Consider the following 17,211-nt stretch of genomic DNA (forward strand, 5'->3'; position numbering starts at 1 on the left):
TGTCCTGTATGGAGTGTCTTAAGGTATTAATTAGCTGTAGTAATTCTTCCAATTTTTAATGATTGTTTTAATGTTGTCATCATTGCCCCCATTTAATGCTGTATCTTTTATTACCTGAATCCACTTTGGTATCCAATTTACACTTATATCTTCCTCAGTACACAAATCTACTGCTGCATTTTGTATCTGAGTAATTACATTACTACCTATTTCAATCCAACTAAGACTACCCATAATTTCATACCCACCTCTTGCCTCCCATCTTTCTTCTATGGCCGGGCTATAAAACTCAAGTAAATTCTTCATTCTTTCATTTAATTTATTAATTGTAGATTCCTGCATAGCCCCACACCTGGTTGCATCTATTTAATGGAGTACCTGTACTTAGATTACCCAATTATCTGGGAGGCATATCATGCTCCACTTGTGCTTTTAGTCAAATCTAGGGATTTAGAAAAAAGTTGTAAGGATTTTTATAGCCTGTAATCTTTACTGGGTAAGCCTTGTAAGCTATATCTCTAGGGTAATAATGCACTAATTAATATGGTTAGCTAGACTCTAGTCTTGTATTAGTCAACTAACTCTAGTCTTGTATTAGTCAACTAACTCTAGTCTTGTATTAGTCAACTTTACTTTCAGATAACTGAACTTTTGGGTAAAGGATGTGTAGTGAGGGTTGGTATCTTAAGCTGAGTTACTAATCCCAATATTCAACTCCTCTGGTAGGTTAAAGGGTTTTAACTGCATTTAGATAGCAAAGTTTCCTAATGTCTAAATTGGTTTAACTGTATATAGATAAAAAAAGAGATAGCAAATAATGCTACCTCTTATAAGTTTTACTAATGTGAGGTTTTAGTAAACTTCAAATTCTAATAGGGAATCTGGAAACTCTTGAGCTAACCAGCTAGTTAATCTTTCCTTAACCTCATCTACTTTGGAAGGTTCTACTTCTAAGCTAAGCCCATCATAAGAATAGGTCAGGATGTTTTCAGTTATCTGTTCACCAATCATTCTCTGAATAATAAGTTGTTCAGCACCCTGAGCCAGGTGAGATAGAAGTCTACCACCTATCTTTGAGTTATTAATCTTTCCTTTCTTAACTTCATTTTTGTACTCAGTGGTTTCCTTTTTTAGATTGAATTTTAAACCCAAGGCATTTGTATGGATAACCTTCTCAACGTTACCAGCTTCAATTTTATCAATAGTGTAATTAGCTAACCATTCATCTCTAAGTCCTACAAGGGGCTTTAAAATACCTTCAAAGCAACTGTTAACTATTTCCCTGGTTACGGTAAATTTATAACCTAGTTTCTTTTCAGCTTTCTGTGTAGCAAGAAAAGGAAGTTCACTCATTTTGGCTCCAAAACAGAAACCATAGATGATTACTTTTTTAACTTCTTTAGGTAGGGTATCTGGGCCTATATGCTTCCAAATACTATCAGTTTTAATAATACTTAGAATTTGTTCTTTAGTTTCTTGGGCTTGTAGAATGTCACAGAGAATAATTAGCTGAGCACACTTTAAATCCATCTCCATAACCTTGTTAGATTTATGAGTTGCCTTAATATAGTACTTTCTAATTTTACTTGTCAGAGCCATAGGGCCACCTGATGTATGCAGTCTTCCAGGCCCCTGGATATAAAAGGAGCCATGATACTGAGGTTCATTAGTTTCCCGTATATCATCTAAGGCGCTCACTAAAGCCGTCTCTTGGTCGTCACTTAAATCAAGACTTCTATTAAATTTTCTGCCTTCTCTTGACTTATATAACTTCAAGTCAAATACAAATTTAGAATCCCTTAACTTCTCCCAAGCTTTTTTAGTTACTTCAGGCAGTTGATTAGACCTTAAACATCTACCACCCCAAGCAGCAGGCTTCAACCCAACATTAAGGTCAGGTTTAGCAAATACTATCTTATCATCTTCCCCGTATATCAAATTAACCAACTCTTCTTTAATTTCCCCCATTAGCCCTTCCCCAATCATAAACCTACGACAATAGCCTTCCCCATGTCCTGTTACGGTAATAAAATTAGATAAAGCTTCAATAGATTCTTTAGTAACAGTTGCCATATATTTTTGGGAATTAGTTTTAAGTTTATTATTATAATCGTCTGCTGAAAAGGGAGTCATTAGAGCAAATAGGTATTCAACTGGTATTTGTAAGTAATCATTAGGTTCATTATCTTGTGCTTTCTGGTTTCTAACCCTTAGTAGAGAATATACATAAGTTACTTGCTGAACAGTAGGGGGTTTACCTATTAAGTTTTCTAAAGCTTTGGCTACTAATTTACCCTTCATCTTCTGGGTAATCTTAAGCTGGTACTTATCAATCTTTTTATTAAAATCTTCCATATTCAGTTGTTTATTTAATTTTAGTGAGAAAAGGAGCAGGTAAATTCTTGAGAGAGAGAAGCATCATAATTACTTCTCTCCATTTAGTATTAGGCTACCAAAGCTGCTGCATTCGTAGTAGGACTATCAGAAGGAATAGTATAGCCAGCTTTCTTTAGCTGCTTCATGATAAAGCTATAACCCTTAAAGGTACAAACACAGACTGAGTAGTTTTTATCTCTTTTAAAGTCATACTTTTGTACAGTTTTAAAGTAACCGTCATTTACCAAAGTAGACTTAGGAATATTGCAACGTTGATTATCATAGAAAACAAAACCTTTATTTCTAAGAAATTTAAATAAGTTGTTAGGCCCCAAACCTGGGATAGCTAAATTCTTAGCCACAGCAGCAATACTCATTGTCCCATCAGTATCACAAAGTCTAGTCCAACTTTCAGCTTTAGGTCTAAGTTCAGCAGCCTCCAATGCCAACTGCTGTTTCTCCTCCTCAACCGCCACTAAAGCTTTCAATGCAGTTAAGTAATCAGTAGGTAATTGAGGTTGGGCAGCCTTAATAGCTTTTATTTCCCTCTCACACCGAATAAAATATAATCTTATTTCTTTACCTTTCTCAGTGCTAGCCAACATAGCTAACTGCTTAAAGCAATCTTTGGTTAGGTAGATTTCTTCAACTCTAGCAGCCCCAATTTCTCGCTCCACAATACTGTGGAATGAGGAATAGTCAACACCCTTTTCAAAGTTAGACTCTAATACTCTTTTGGCCGCATCTTTTCTAGAGTACTCCAACCACTGCCAAGCATCATTAAAGTCAACAGCAAACTCTACTTCAGATTCAACTGTAGCTTTAATCTGAGATTGAATAGAAATATTTAAGTTAGTCATATAATTGTAATAAATATTGTTTTAAAGTTTATTTGAGTAATTTATTTAGCCAGCCCTTTTATAAGAGTTGGTTTTATTCATGGAATTAAGTTAAAGAAGAGAAAGGATGACTCTCATACTCAGCTAAATAAAGCTGAACTGCCTTTCTGATAATGTCACTTTTATCAAGCCCTTCAAACTCAGCTACTCTTTCAAGTTTGGAATTTTGACCTGCAAATAATCTGATTGAAGTAATTTTATCTAGTTTCATAAGTTTTAATCTCTGTGTTCGCTTATACCTCCATTATATTCTATTAAATTATTAATGACCATAGCTAAAGTTGTATTAATTGAGCACTCTAATCAAGCCGCCACTTATAAACATACATAGAGTAAAGACAATGGATAACTAATATATATCCACCCATTAATAAAAAGTAAAAGATAACTTCAGTAAAATATATATACCCTTAGAAACTGTAAATTTAGATAACCACAGTAAGTTATTTCAATTTAGGTTTCTTACCTCAATCTTCTTTGTAGTTATATTGAATCAACTCAGCTAACTTCAATCCAATAACCCAATTAAAGTCAGCTTATTCTACTCAGCTAATTTTAGTTTGATGGTTAAGTCAGCTTACTAATTCAGTTAACTTCACTTTACTGGCTAAAAGTTGTAGCAGACTGCATATAAGTTTCCTTATCTTTCAGGTGCGTAAAGTTATGCCACCTCTAATCTAAGCAGCCAAGCAAACTAAGGTCTTAAGTTAGCAAGTAAGTACACTAACTACATACCACTCACCAGCTACACCACTGGGTATACCACCAATCCACCCACATCATATATACTGCTTACACAGTAGACAACATGGTTATTATACTAACTAAATTAAATTAATTTAAATTATATAAAAGAAGTAATCATTCTCTGATACTAAGCTAACACCATAGCTGACATACAGAGACTATCACATCCTTAGCCTTAGTATCAGTAAGGTACACACTAACACAGCACAACACCTTCATGACTAACAGATGCACAACATACATCTATATATATAGTAATAAGCTTCCTTCTATATACCAAAGATACTAACTCAATAACACTAACAACAGTAAGCTTACTATTAGAGTAACCCAAATAAGTTACTATAGCTATTAACAGCAGCAGACTAACATAAGCTAACCAATACTAATCTCTACATAGACATAATAGTAGCAAGCTTAACTATATAGAATACTATCTGATGGGACAACATACATAGGTAAGCACACATACAACCTTACTATCTACTGATGTATACCACTCTTATTAACTATATACATACACATACATATAGAGAGTAGACTTAGGGAGTATAATAAACTAACTTTTAACAGCTACATATACATCTTTATATAGATAGGTATAGTAGAGTATATAGATATAAAAAAACTACAAGACCCGCCGGGAGAGGGGTGCCCCTCCGTTGGAAACAAAAAACAATATATTTTTTAACCCTACTAATATCTATTTTTACAAACTGATTTTATCCTACTTTTAATTCAGTTAACATAGTACTATAAGTTAGTTATAAATAATATTTTAAATGGCTACAAAACAAGAATTATCAGATGCCTACAAAGGTATCAACCCCGCCACTAGTAAGGAATTGCCTATAAGATTAGTTCAGTTAGTAGTAGAGCAGCTTAAATCATTTCTATTAGGAGATGGTTTTGAAAAGAAGATTAAGTTCTTAGCAACTAACTCTGCTGAGCAAGCTGAACTTGATACTAAGTTAACTGAATTAAAATTATATAGCTTACTAAATGATTTGTACTTAGAAGTGCCACTCTACGGAGAAAGCTTTGTTGATGTCTCTAATGGGACTTTAAGGCATATTAAATCATTAGCTGTAAAAGACTTAAAGGTTGACCCAACAGACCCTCTTAAAGTTGTTTATCTAAAAGAGCAGAGAGAATTTTATATTGCTGCCGAAAACAAATACAAGACTATTGATGTTGAGCATTACTTAGGAGTTAAGAATGCTGTAGAAAATGAGAGTGATTTAGATTTACTTAACCTTCCTGATTATAAATATTTTATGAAACTAGGTACAAGTGAACCTATTGAAATGGGCGATCGCTTACCTATTATAAGAGTGGCAGATAGCTTGAATGGTAAAGAAGCTGTATCAGCAATAGATAGACTTATTTTCTTACAATTGGAATATAACGAAGTCAGAAGCCGGATTAACTTAAATGGTAAGCATCACAAACCTCAGTTATTTACAATAGGAACAAGTGCCCCAGCAGTAATTGGAAGAACTAATGGTAGTAGACCTGAATCAATTGAATCTGCTACTGGTAGCTCTGAGTTCCAGACTGCCTTTATAAATGATGCTGCCAGTATTCTACATCTACCAATAAGTGCTGCTGCTGCTGAGTCAGGCATTACTCCTAAAATCGGTTATTTACAGCCAATTGATTCAACATACCTTGAGCGCCAAAGATTAATTATCCTTCAAGATATTTACTCCCTGTCTGGTGTAATGGTACTTGAATTACAAAATGCAAGGTCAGCTAGTAGTTCATCCTCTCTCAGCGTTCTTTATGAACCATTACAAAGAGCTACTTTAAATAGAGCAAGCTACTTACTAGCAGCTATGTCTAGTATCTTTGAACAGTTAGGAATTGATATTAACTATAGGGTAGAATTACCTGATGTTATGCCAAGGAATGTAGAAGATAAGAAGTTGCAAGTTGAAGCTGTAAAGAATAAACTTATTAGTAGAAAGAGATATCTAATTCAAGTAGAAGGACTATCAGAACAGGAAGCCTTAAAAGAATTAGAACAATTAGATAACGAGAAGGGTTTAAATATTCAATATTCTGCTGCACTTGTTGATTCAAAAGATGCACCTAATGCAGATGAGGGTAATTTATTCTCTGATAAAGCTATTAACAATGATGAAACATCCTCTAATATAATAAGTAAAGAAACTCCAGTAAGTGTAAATCAAATTAACCCAGATAATACAATAACTAATAGCTAATAATTATTACATTCCTAAGTATAGAGTATGACTGATACTGAAAATATTCAAGATAATAGTTCTGAAGAATTAGATTTAGGTTTAGAAGCAATTGCACCCACTATTGATTATGACGCTGCGATCGCAAAAACCAAACCTGACTTTCAGAGAATTGTAAAATTGTTAGGAATTCAGCCAACTGGTTCTTCTCAAGAAGAAGTAGATGCAGATATTCTTAGTAAGCAGAAAGCTTATGAAGAAGATTTGAAAACTAATACAGTTCCTAAAATTAGAACAGCTTTAGAAGCTTTAACTGGTAAGGCAGCAGGTAGTAATATTTCTACTAAACCTGGTGTTACAGTAAATCCTCAAACCGATAAAACAGAACGTAAACTTAAAGCCTGGAAAGGTTATTAATCTCTAATTTCTTATAAATAAAAATATGCAAAACGTATCCTATAACGTAGTTCTATACCGTTTCATTTCTTCTGCTAACTTAGATGGTTCCATTGTTAACCTAGTTGCAGCAGTAGACATTCCTGAAGGTGCAGTAGTATCTATTAACTCAAGTGGTCAAGCTATCCTTGCAACCACTTCTACTATTCCTGTTGGAGTAGCTAGACATTCCCGCAAAACTGGTACAACTGTTGCAGTTGAAGGTAATTGCATTATTGAAAATAAAAGTACCTCCTTGGCTCTTACACCTGGCACTAATGTATTTGCTGGTGCAGCAGGTATTGTAGCTGGTACAGGAACTAATAAAGTTGGTGTTGCTCTTACTGCTAACAAAGTTAAAATCTCTCTTTAATATTATTAATTAAACTATTTAAAAATATATGACTTATAACACTACCTACTTTGGTGAATTAAATTCAAATGATGCTGAACTAGTCACGGTTGACAACATCAGTGTAGTTTCTATTCTACGTGAATTAGAAATGGACTTGGCTTATTACACTGATATGAATACTCGTTTCTTTGCACCACTTGTAGAGAATGTATCTACTCCTCAAAAAGTAGTAAAATATTATGATGGCGAGGATTTGGAATCATATACAGAAGCAGCACGTCCTACTTCTAGAGAAACAGTTTGGGATTATACCCAAGAGATTCCTTTTCAAGAATTCTTTACTGCACTTACTCTAACTTCTAGAGCTGTACGTTTAATGACTTCAGAAGAAGTTGCAGGATATGTGCAAGCTAAACTTTCTAGTTTCCAAAAGTCTAGGTTCTCTTCACTACGTCAAGCTCTATTTACTAATACTAACCGTGTAGTAATTGATAGTATTAATAAGTATCAAACAACTTCACTACCTTTTTACAACTCAGACACAAGTGTAGCTGCTCCTCCTGTGCGTGGTTATAACTTCCAAGCTGGTGATCTTCAACATTATAATGCTGTTGCTAGTGCTGGTAATCCTACCCTTGCTGAAATCCGTAGTAAGTTAATTGATAAAGTACGCCATCATGGTTTCCGTCAACTAGAGATTTGGGTATCAGACTATGATTATAGCTTTGAAAATCTAGCTGGGTTTGTACCTGCTGAAAATCAAATTGGACGCAACCTTGAGATTAATACTGCTGGTGCTAATGGTGATCGTCAACGCCCACTATCTCCTTTTGAAGGTTTAGTTGGATTTGTTTCAAATGTACCTATTATTAAAACTCCTATAACCCCAGTTGGTTATGCTGTTTGCATTGGTGCAGATGGTGGAGCTAATCGCACACCTTTACTAAGCCGTCAACCTCAAGTAGCTTCGTTGGCTGGATTACAGACTGATGTGAAAAGCACATTTGCTTTGGAAAACACAATCATGTCTGAAGGCTGGGGTTATGCTCCTAATCACCGTGGTGCTGCTGCTGTGCTTCAATTGAATGCCACTAGCTATACTGCTCCTACTGTATAAAGACTAATACTTAAGGGGATATTTACAATCCCCTTATAAATAATAATAGAAGGAGACTAATGGCTAATCCTTTACATAAAAATAAAGTAATTCAATTTATTGAGAGATATCCCAATTCAGATAACTTTACATTAACAACAGGTAACACCCCATTATCTAATGGCACTACGACCACTAGCTTTACACCTGGTTGTTCAGTTGGTCTGTCTAATCAAGCAGGTAATCCAGCTAACTTTAATAATCTAATAGATATGTGGGTAGCTGGAGGATTAGTTAGAAATAATATTAATCCTTTTGGTTTAATGAGATTATGGGCTGCTACTTATAGAACTTATTATCACTGGTGTAAGTCGGTTAAAAGACCTTATTCAAATCCAGTAAGTTCTACAGTTGTAACTCAAAGCAAATTATTAGGTACATCTGATTATAAAGTCAATTTTACTTCTAACTTAAACTCTGGAAGTATAAATGGTACTACTTTAACTGGAGCTTTTACCCAAGGTAAGCAGGGTAGTGCTGGGACAATAAATGGTAGCTCTTTAGGATTAAAAAGAGTTGTATCTTCAAACTCGGCAGATATTACTTTAGGCGCTTACATACCACCAGTTTTATTTGATATAGCAGATACGTCAGCAAACTCTCTTATAAGTTTACCTGTTGGTGGAATAGCTGCACTTTATGGTGGGCCTATCAAATGTGAATTATTATTTAATAACGCAGTAGATATAGAGTCAATTTTAATACCACATTCTGCGATTATAGCAGAGACAACAACCCCTGAAGCTGGCTTATTTAATTGGTTTTATCCTAGTAATTTTAAAATACGCTCATCTTATGATGGAATTAATTATACATCACCCTTTGAATATAATAAAATTATTACTGCTTTAAACCAACTAGTTCAAACTAGTACAAGCCCTAATAAATATTATGATTGGAGACAAATTATTTCTACCTCTATAAGTAGTAGTAATACTTCTTTTATTACTGCATTAAATAATATTTCAAACTACTCTTCCAGTGTAAATTCTAAAGATAATTTATCAACCTGGTATGTTGGAGATACAAATCCTTCTTCTCCTACATCACCTAATCAAACTACTTATGGATTTCCTAATGATTCTAATTTTCCTACAAAAGTAAAGTCAATTGACTATAAATCCAGTAGTTATGATTTAAGTTCATTTGTAATTAGTAAAGCTTTAAGAGGTCATGAAGTAGAAGTAGTAATTATTAACAAAGGTTCCACACCAAGAACCTGTATTGTAAAAACTTGGTTTTTACAAAATAGTGTTACTAGATATGTTAATGGTTCTGCAACATATTTAATACCTTTACAATATCTAACAAATGCTCTTGCTCCTTTAAACTATGGTTATTTTCAAGTAATAGATTTAAATAATATTGATGGTGGTATAATTTGTTATGGAACTTGTGAATCTCCTATATCAATGAAAGGAGTTAGGTCTTTAGAATTAACCTCAGGAATAGTAGATAATACTACATTAAGACCTTATATAGTAAGCCTTCCTTATGTTAAAGGGACTATTAAATCTATTGTTACCCAATTAAATACTGGAGTAAGTGTAAATAATAATTATATTCCTACTTATACTGATGCCTACTGGACTACTTATTCTCCTGAAGCATTTGATATTGGTAATGTTACGTTCTCAGACACTATAGCTAGTTCAGCTTTTGGTTTACTAAACTTTACTGGAACTAATATAGATAAATGGAAAGTAATGCCTTATACATTACCTTCTAGTGGTATATTTTTACAAAGCCAAATTAAATCTAGTGCCGCCACAGTTAGAGAAGTACCTACTGATTTTGATTATACAGAAGACTACATAAATAATAAAATTATTCCTTTACCTACTGCTGATGAATTAATACAATTTCAAATAGAGGCAGATGCTAGAGGATTAGATGTAAGTATATATTATTTTAGAGTTAAATTTAGTATTTTCCTTAAGGAGTTAATTGATTACTGTAAATCTACTTGCTTAAAGTTTTGGCAATACTATGGCAATCTCAGATCAGTTAGTAACTTTCAAACATATACTATTGATGCTTTGCAATTTGATAACTCTACTTTACCTATAGAAAACGTTATAGCTGCGGGTATTAAAACCTATGAAGTAATAACTTCTGGAAACTTTGATATAGAAAGTAACATTCCTGCTGGTAGACTTTGGTTTCTTTCAGGTGGAGATTCAAGCAGAATAGATGTAGATATTGCAGTACTCCAAAAACTTTTAGATATAGCAGGTATAACAGTATGAGTTTAATTACATCTATTGAGCATTATGAATTAACAGCTAAAAGAAATTCACTATCACATTTAATATCTCAATTTAGTGGAATACTTGCAATTGATTACAAAGGTAATATAACTTCTGGTGTAAATTATTTTATTGATGATGGAGCTGTTAGATTTAAACAGGTAGAGAATTCTTCTAATGGCCCTAAAGTAATTCAAAAAACTCAAAGAGCTTGGGCTTTACCTGGTTACTTATTAGAGGGTATTAAACGCCCTCAAATCAACCCAGGAATAGAATTACCAACTCTACCCACTGGTTCTGTTTCTACTACACCTGCTGATGTTTTATTAATTACCACAATACCTTATTACTGGTATCCTCAAGTTCCTAATGGTAATCAACTTAACTCTTATGAATTAAGATTTGATACACCCTTCTTAGATTTAAAGAATAATAGGCAACTATTCAAAGTAGGACAAAATAGTATTTTAGAAGAAGGAGTACTAGTTATACAGCTATCTGCTCAACCTGCTTCACTCACTACTATTTCTTCTACTGATGGAACATTTGATTTTAATTTTACATAACTAATGGATGACTTAAACTCAGGCTTACTACAAATTAATTTAAGTTCAGAGATTATAAATGGTCTTTATACAATTATCTATGGAGATATTGAAGAACCAGCCGCAACATCTTATGGTAACTATGCTCTATTGGAAAACTATAAAGCTAATTATCTTTTATATAACAATAGTATAGGTTTATTTGGGGTAGCTGCTGTTTCTCAAAAAACAACAAAGGTTATTAATTATATTGACAAACTATTCAACCAATTAAAAAGTGAACCTGAGTTTTGGTCAAAGTTAGCAGTAGCGATTAGAAATGAGAAAACTATATTTACTCCTAAAATTATTAATAAATATCAAACAGATGGAAATGGTATTATAACTGCTACTACTAGTACATTTGCACCTAACAAAGATTATAGAGTTTATAATATTAATGCTAAAAATTCTCTAACAGGTAAAACTTTATTTGCAACTCAAGAAGTTAATGATATTAAAAAAGGAAGTAGTGTAAAAAGTTTAGCTTATAAAACCACATTAGTAGGATATATAGACAGTACTATTTTTGGAGGGATTAATAGAATTATAGGTACTTCTGATGGTGAAATAGTAATAAATGAGCAGGGAGATAGTACAATTACTAAAGATAAAATTACTTTTAAATTAGTTAGTAATAGAAAAAAGAATAAAGAATTACTTAGAAGGAATGGTTACTATTCTAAAGTAGACTTAAAATTACTGCTTAAACCTGATTTTGTATCTAAAACTTTTAAAGGTGGATTGTATATGAATATAGAAAAGGTTGGCTACAAATTGATGGCTAACTTTCAAGATACTGTTTAGTTATATATAAATATTAATAATTATGCCCACATCAGTTAGTTGGAAATTATTTGAAAGTACCTACCTCAGACCTCAAATATCTGATGTATATGGTGCTCAATATGATGAAGAGACTTTAAAGAAAACAACCTCTGCCGCCATAGTTGATTTAGTCAGTAAAGGATTAGTAGATGTAGGCCCATTACCTACTACTACATCAATAGCTGCTACCGCCCAAATAACTTATTTAAACCCTAGTCAAGTCATTATAGGGAATAAGTTTTCTTTTACTTATAATAATGTATCTGTTTCTTTTACAGCTACAGCAAATACTATTGCTAACGTAACTGCTGGATTAACAAGTTTAATAAATGCTAATTCTACTTTTAATGTTAAATTTACAGCTTACAATGACTCTACTAGAGTCCGTTTAGTTGGCATTACTGCTGGTGAATCACAAGATTTTTATACTGTAACTGAAAGAAATTCAGGTACTGGTAATCCAGTATTAGAAGTAATAGTAAATAGTAAACCTTCTACCTCACAATTATTAGTAACTGATTTAACAAGTATTAATGCTAATTATGCAGATGCTTTTACTACTTTAGCTGCTGGGGTTAAATACTTTTTAGTATCTGACCCTGTAGTTAAATTACAAACTGCTGCTGGTTTAGATATTCAAAAGAATGAAGCTCTCACTAGTGCCTGTAAAGCCAACTACGACACTTTAATTCTTGCTTACTTAAGAATACACATTCTTAATGAAATCACTGCCTCTGCCTTCTGGAAAGAGCAACTACAAATATCTTCTACTCAAGTAGGTAATGTATCTGGTCAACTAACATTAGCAGAAAGACTTGCAATTATTGATGCTGAAAAGAATGCTAAATTAGCTGAGATTGGTAGAGAAGAAGATAAAGCATTATCTATAGAAGACCAAAAAAGATTATCTTCTATTGAATTAAAACAAGTTGATAGAGCTTATGAATTAGAAAACAAAGCTTCTCTTGTTGAAATAACAGCTAGTAATGGAGCTTGGACTTCAGCAGGACAGTTTACTATAAGTTATTTAGATTACTATGCTACTGATTTACAAGATACCGTGCCTTTAGTAATAAAAGAATTTATTAACTCAGACTATGGTATTCCTTCTATATTACAAATAGGTAACTATCAAACTTCTATACCAGTTACTAATTACAAAAGATTAGATATTTCAATAATAGCTTCAGCTAATGTTACCTTTAAATTACAAGAACTTGTAGGTCTAACTTGGCAAGATGTTAGTCCAGAATTAACAGATAATGCAATTATAAAAAGCTACTCTTTAATTAATAGTTCTGTTATAAAAATAGTAATCACTGGGTTAGTAACTAATACTGAGCTTTTACTATCTGGACAATTATATAGTAATTAATATGAATAATAATATAAATATGGAGATCGCTTTTAAATGGCAATAGAAATTACTCCTGATAAAGTTACTAAAGATAATATTTACGTAAATGGTTTATCAGTAATATGGGGGGGATATTGGTCAAGTACTAAAACTTATAGAAAGAATTTAGCTATTAGTTATTTAGGCTCTAGTTATAGAGCTAATAAAACTACAACACAAGTACCTTCTTCAGATAGTGTTGATTGGGATGTGTTAGCTTTAGGTTCTACGGTAGGGGAAGGTTCTCAACAATCTTCTAATTTAAAAGTAACTAATCATTCTTCTGATTACACTTTAGTATCTACAGATAATAATTCTGTAGTTATAATTACTACAAGCATACCAACTTTTCTTACTTTACCTAACAATTTATCATTAGGATTTCAATGTTTTGTTATTCAAGGAGGAGCTGGAACAGTTCAGTATACAACTGGAACTGGAGCTACATTAAAAAGTTTTACAGGACATCAAAAACTAGCAGGCATTAATTCTGTTTTACATTTAGCAGTACTATCTAATTCAGATGGATCTTCTGCTAAGTGGCAGGTTATTAAAGCTGATTCTGTAGCTGGTGCAATTGCTGCATTACCTCTTAACTTTAACCTTGTATTCGGTCATGATTTTTCTAATAGTAATAACTTGACTGTTTCAGGAACAGATATAAATTCTGTAGCAGGTAAAGGGTCTAGTGCTTTTACTATTAGTAAAACTGCTGCTAATGGACAAAACTATCCATCTACTTTGATTACTAGACCTAGTGGTATAAAAGAAAGCAAAGGTGGAGGGTTAAGTTCTATATCTGGCCCTAACTTATCTACTTACGGAGATTTTACCCAAATCTTTTTAGCTACACATACTTATAGTTCAGGTACTTTACTTGCTACTAATATATTTGGAGATTATTTAGATTCTTCTAGTAGTTTTACTTCTTGCTTTCTTAATAGTTGGGGTAACGAATCTGGTGTTCTTTATTTAAATTTAAATAGTGGAGTTACAAGTATTGGTAGTAGACATTGTTGGGAAGATAAGAATGTCCACTTAGTAGTATTTACAAAAATTGGTACTACTTTAAGTATCTATGTTGATGGGGTAATCGCTGGAAGTGGAACTGAAGTTTTACCTTTAGCTGGGCAAGGTATATCTTATAGCCTGATGCAACAAAATGGTAACTCCTACGCAAGTGGTAACATGGCACTACTAGACGCAGGCTTCTACTCTAGAGGATTATCAGCAGAGGAAGTAGCTCAATTAGACTTATACTACAATGCTGCATTTCCTAATGATTATAAGTCAACTGCATTGAAGTCTAAAAACTTATGGGTTTACAATTCTAATTCTATTGGAAAAGGATATCAGAATGGTAATGCTAATACACCTTCTGCTCAAATGGTAAAAGTTTTAGCAGCAAGCTATTCAAAGGTAATAGATAGATGGTATAACATTTCATTAGCGGGTATTAGTACTATTCAAATGGGTATTGATGCTCCTGTTTATTTAGACCCATTTTGGGGTGAATGCACTGGAGTATCTAATCTTATAATACATGAAGGTACTAATGATATCTATTTAAATAATATTACTGGGACGCAAGCTTACAATAACTTAAAAGCCTACTGGTTAGCTAGGAAAGCTGCTGGTTGTACCAGAGTGTTTGTAGGAACCATACTACCTAGAACTGACTATAGTTCTGACCAGAATACTGCTAGGACTACTTGTAACAAAAGAACCACATTTTCATATTTTTTAAAAGCCTCTCTGGTAACATTAGCCATAGAAATTTTTACTCCATAGTGCAGGACAATTAGCAAGACTCTTAGAGAGATAAGAGCCTGAGAATGCTTAATTTTAGTAATCTGCCCAAGTAACTCTGTGGCTATAGTTTCCTGAGATACCACAACACACTAAGTCTATTGGCAATAGCGCAAGGGGCGTGAACTTAATCACAATCAACCCAAGAGTTATTTATTGCTTGCAGACTGTATCAACCTTAGCCAGTGAAAACCTTAGTGTCAATAATCACTCAATAGTCTACTTAATATTTATGTTTCTTAATAAAGTTGTCTTGACTTAACTTGCATAAACTTGCATAATAGTTAAGCTAATACAATTTATAAAACTAATTAGAAAGCTTAAACAGCTTGCCTATTAAGGCTTAAGGGGTTATAGCGCAGTTGGTAGCGCACCTCAATGGCATTGAGGGGGTCAGCGGTTCGAATCCGCTTAGCTCCATTCTTCACACCCTAATCCTCTAAGTTAATTGAGAGAGTTAGGGAATTTTTTTAGAGGGTTTTAATTGCTGTCTACTTAACCAGTCTCGAAAGTTGGAATGATAAAGACTGTAATGTGTTTTTAGAGCGACTGATTTGTTGTTTCTGTAAGAACTCTAGCCAATTTTCTAGCACTTCCTCTACTTCATACTCATCAGTATCAATGATTTGTGCGATGCCTGCGGCGGTCTGCGCCAACGCTTCCACTGATAATATCGCTTTTTGCTGCTGGATTAAGAAAATGTTTGAAAAGTCATCCAACGTATATTTGACTACTCTAGCTATCGAGAATTTGAACAAAATAAGGAGGGTTTTTGGACTTGCGATCGCTTCTCTGAGTTGCATTTAAGGCTCAAACTGACACTTTTCAAACAGCCTTTAAGGTTATGACTACAGTTTGATTGCGTTGAACCTGATTGATAACTAAGGAAGTCGCAGGTTTAGCAATACTCTTAAGTCCATTAACGACTAAGTCACTTATCTTCACTAATGTTAGAGATAATTTTTACACCAATAACTTATCTTAACGACAGACAGATGGCAAAATTTACCCCATCCATCGCTATTATATGGCGATCGCTCCCTCTAATCTCTTCCTTTGCGCTCTTCTCTATCTTAGAGGCTCAACTGCGGCAATATTAACCTTGCAACCATAGAAACCCCATAGCTTCACACTAAAGATAGTCATCTATGGTATAGAAATGTATAGAATCTTGTAAAGATATAAAATATAGTTGTTAAATGCACACATTTTTAGCTTCTTCCTCAATGCAGCTGTCTGTACCACCAAATCATTTTCAGGCTATGAAGATTGTCGCACTGGGGGACAGCTTAATTTATGGATTCGGCGACCCGGAAAAAGGAGGCTGGATCGAGCAGCTACGGCGATGGTGGATGTTGCCGGATAGTGCGGGTCATATTCTTTATAATTTAGGGGTAAGAGGCGATCGCACGCAACAAGTCGCACAAAGGCTAGAAGTTGAGTTTCGCCACCGGGGTGAACTGCGAAATCGCGTTCCTGATTTAATCATTTTATCAGTAGGCGTCAACGACTCAGCGCGGTTGGCGCGCCCTGATGGCCGAAGCTACACAGATTTTACCGTATTTGAAAAGGAAATTGCTTCTCTGCTAGATTTGGCACAGCAACTCTGTCCTGTATTATTTGTGGGTATGGTGCCAGTGGATGAAAGCAAGATGCCATTTTTAGATTGTTTTTATTATAATCATGCCGATCAATACCGCTACAAAGAAGCAACTCGAATTGCTTGCAATAAACGGCAGATTCCCTATTTAGATATTTTTGAGCAGTGGATGGAACGCAGTGAAACTTGGCGGCTCAAACGGTTGAGTGAAGATGGTCTTCATCCCAATACACTCGGTTATCAAGCTTTATTAGAAGATGTAATCAATTGGGAAGCAATACCTTCAATGGACTTTGCCAATGCAGCTTACCATTCTAAATTTGATTATCACCTGAAACCATCCTAATAATTAATATAGATATGTTGGTGCTTTGGCGCTAGTACAATAAGGCAAAACTAAAAAGAGAGAATGCTTATTTTGTAAGCTTTCTGGCTTTTTTAAATGTGTGGTTTATTTTTACCATATTGTACTAGTTAATATTGTCGTATTTGCGATCCTTGCGAAAAGCACCATATCTTCCTAAACTTTTAATGAAGCTAGTCAAAATCTATTGATAAAACTCTAATTTA

The 17,211-nt window shown here is 33.8% G+C and carries 15 protein-coding genes and 1 tRNA gene; 11 read left to right on the top strand and 5 right to left on the bottom strand.

The annotated features are described in order from the left end of the window. Nucleotides 1–30: 30 nt before the first annotated feature. The 4 genes from HWQ39_RS26765 to HWQ39_RS26780 form a co-directional block, all read right to left on the bottom strand. Nucleotides 31–342, bottom strand: coding sequence for a hypothetical protein (locus HWQ39_RS26765; RefSeq protein WP_292851990.1), 312 nt, complete (start codon nucleotides 340–342; stop codon nucleotides 31–33). Between the two features lie 510 nt (nucleotides 343–852). Next, nucleotides 853–2,355 (bottom strand): hypothetical protein, encoded by a 1,503-nt coding sequence (locus tag HWQ39_RS26770; RefSeq protein ID WP_292851993.1) that lies wholly within the window; start codon nucleotides 2,353–2,355, stop codon nucleotides 853–855. Nucleotides 2,356–2,444: 89 nt separating this feature from the next. After that, nucleotides 2,445–3,236, bottom strand: coding sequence for a phage antirepressor KilAC domain-containing protein (locus HWQ39_RS26775; protein ID WP_292851996.1), 792 nt, complete (start codon nucleotides 3,234–3,236; stop codon nucleotides 2,445–2,447). Nucleotides 3,237–3,321: 85 nt separating this feature from the next. Then, on the bottom strand, nucleotides 3,322–3,486 hold the full coding sequence (locus HWQ39_RS26780) for a ribbon-helix-helix domain-containing protein (RefSeq protein ID WP_292851999.1): 165 nt from the start codon (nucleotides 3,484–3,486) through the stop codon (nucleotides 3,322–3,324). A 1,318-nt stretch (nucleotides 3,487–4,804) separates the two neighbouring features. Here HWQ39_RS26780 and HWQ39_RS26785 point away from each other — a divergent pair. The 10 genes from HWQ39_RS26785 to HWQ39_RS26830 all read left to right on the top strand — a co-directional run bounded on the left by HWQ39_RS26785 (nucleotide 4,805) and on the right by HWQ39_RS26830 (nucleotide 15,461). After that, on the top strand, nucleotides 4,805–6,250 hold the full coding sequence (locus tag HWQ39_RS26785; RefSeq protein WP_292852002.1) for a hypothetical protein: 1,446 nt from the start codon (nucleotides 4,805–4,807) through the stop codon (nucleotides 6,248–6,250). Between the two features lie 27 nt (nucleotides 6,251–6,277). Continuing rightward, nucleotides 6,278–6,646, top strand: coding sequence for a hypothetical protein (locus HWQ39_RS26790; protein ID WP_292852004.1), 369 nt, complete (start codon nucleotides 6,278–6,280; stop codon nucleotides 6,644–6,646). A gap of 25 nt (nucleotides 6,647–6,671) precedes the next feature. Next, the gene (locus HWQ39_RS26795; protein WP_292852007.1) at nucleotides 6,672–7,037 is read left to right on the top strand and encodes a hypothetical protein; all 366 of its coding nucleotides are present in this window, start codon (nucleotides 6,672–6,674) and stop codon (nucleotides 7,035–7,037) included. A 28-nt stretch (nucleotides 7,038–7,065) separates the two neighbouring features. Continuing rightward, nucleotides 7,066–8,136: a hypothetical protein gene (locus tag HWQ39_RS26800; protein ID WP_292852010.1), complete on the top strand. Its 1,071-nt coding sequence runs from the start codon at nucleotides 7,066–7,068 to the stop codon at nucleotides 8,134–8,136. A gap of 59 nt (nucleotides 8,137–8,195) precedes the next feature. Then, a complete protein-coding gene (locus HWQ39_RS26805) occupies nucleotides 8,196–10,424 on the top strand; it encodes a hypothetical protein (RefSeq protein ID WP_292852013.1) in 2,229 nt (742 codons plus the stop codon). After that, nucleotides 10,421–10,990 (top strand): hypothetical protein, encoded by a 570-nt coding sequence (locus HWQ39_RS26810; RefSeq protein WP_292852016.1) that lies wholly within the window; start codon nucleotides 10,421–10,423, stop codon nucleotides 10,988–10,990. The genes HWQ39_RS26805 and HWQ39_RS26810 overlap by 4 nt, the downstream gene beginning before the upstream one ends. 3 nt (nucleotides 10,991–10,993) lie before the next feature. Next, nucleotides 10,994–11,815, top strand: a complete 822-nt coding sequence (locus HWQ39_RS26815; protein WP_292852019.1) for a hypothetical protein — start codon at nucleotides 10,994–10,996, stop codon at nucleotides 11,813–11,815. Nucleotides 11,816–11,837: 22 nt separating this feature from the next. Beyond that, entirely contained in the window at nucleotides 11,838–13,211 is a 1,374-nt protein-coding gene (locus HWQ39_RS26820) for a hypothetical protein (RefSeq protein ID WP_292852022.1), read from the top strand. Nucleotides 13,212–13,247: 36 nt separating this feature from the next. Then, the gene (locus HWQ39_RS26825) at nucleotides 13,248–15,023 is read left to right on the top strand and encodes an SGNH/GDSL hydrolase family protein (RefSeq protein WP_292852025.1); all 1,776 of its coding nucleotides are present in this window, start codon (nucleotides 13,248–13,250) and stop codon (nucleotides 15,021–15,023) included. Nucleotides 15,024–15,388: 365 nt separating this feature from the next. Further along, nucleotides 15,389–15,461: transfer RNA gene (locus tag HWQ39_RS26830), tRNA-Ala, on the top strand. Nucleotides 15,462–15,532: 71 nt separating this feature from the next. Here the strand turns inward: HWQ39_RS26830 and HWQ39_RS26835 are convergent. Beyond that, nucleotides 15,533–15,844 carry a hypothetical protein gene (locus tag HWQ39_RS26835; protein ID WP_292852028.1) on the bottom strand — a complete coding sequence of 104 codons (312 nt, stop codon included), beginning with the start codon at nucleotides 15,842–15,844 and terminating at the stop codon, nucleotides 15,533–15,535. Between the two features lie 396 nt (nucleotides 15,845–16,240). On the opposite strand from HWQ39_RS26835, the gene HWQ39_RS26840 reads away from it, so the two are divergent. Further along, nucleotides 16,241–16,987 carry a GDSL-type esterase/lipase family protein gene (locus tag HWQ39_RS26840; RefSeq protein ID WP_292852031.1) on the top strand — a complete coding sequence of 249 codons (747 nt, stop codon included), beginning with the start codon at nucleotides 16,241–16,243 and terminating at the stop codon, nucleotides 16,985–16,987. Nucleotides 16,988–17,211 lie beyond the last annotated feature (224 nt).

It is taken from the genome of Nostoc sp. NMS8 (genome assembly GCF_017115045.1).
GTDB lineage: Bacteria > Cyanobacteriota > Cyanobacteriia > Cyanobacteriales > Nostocaceae > Nostoc.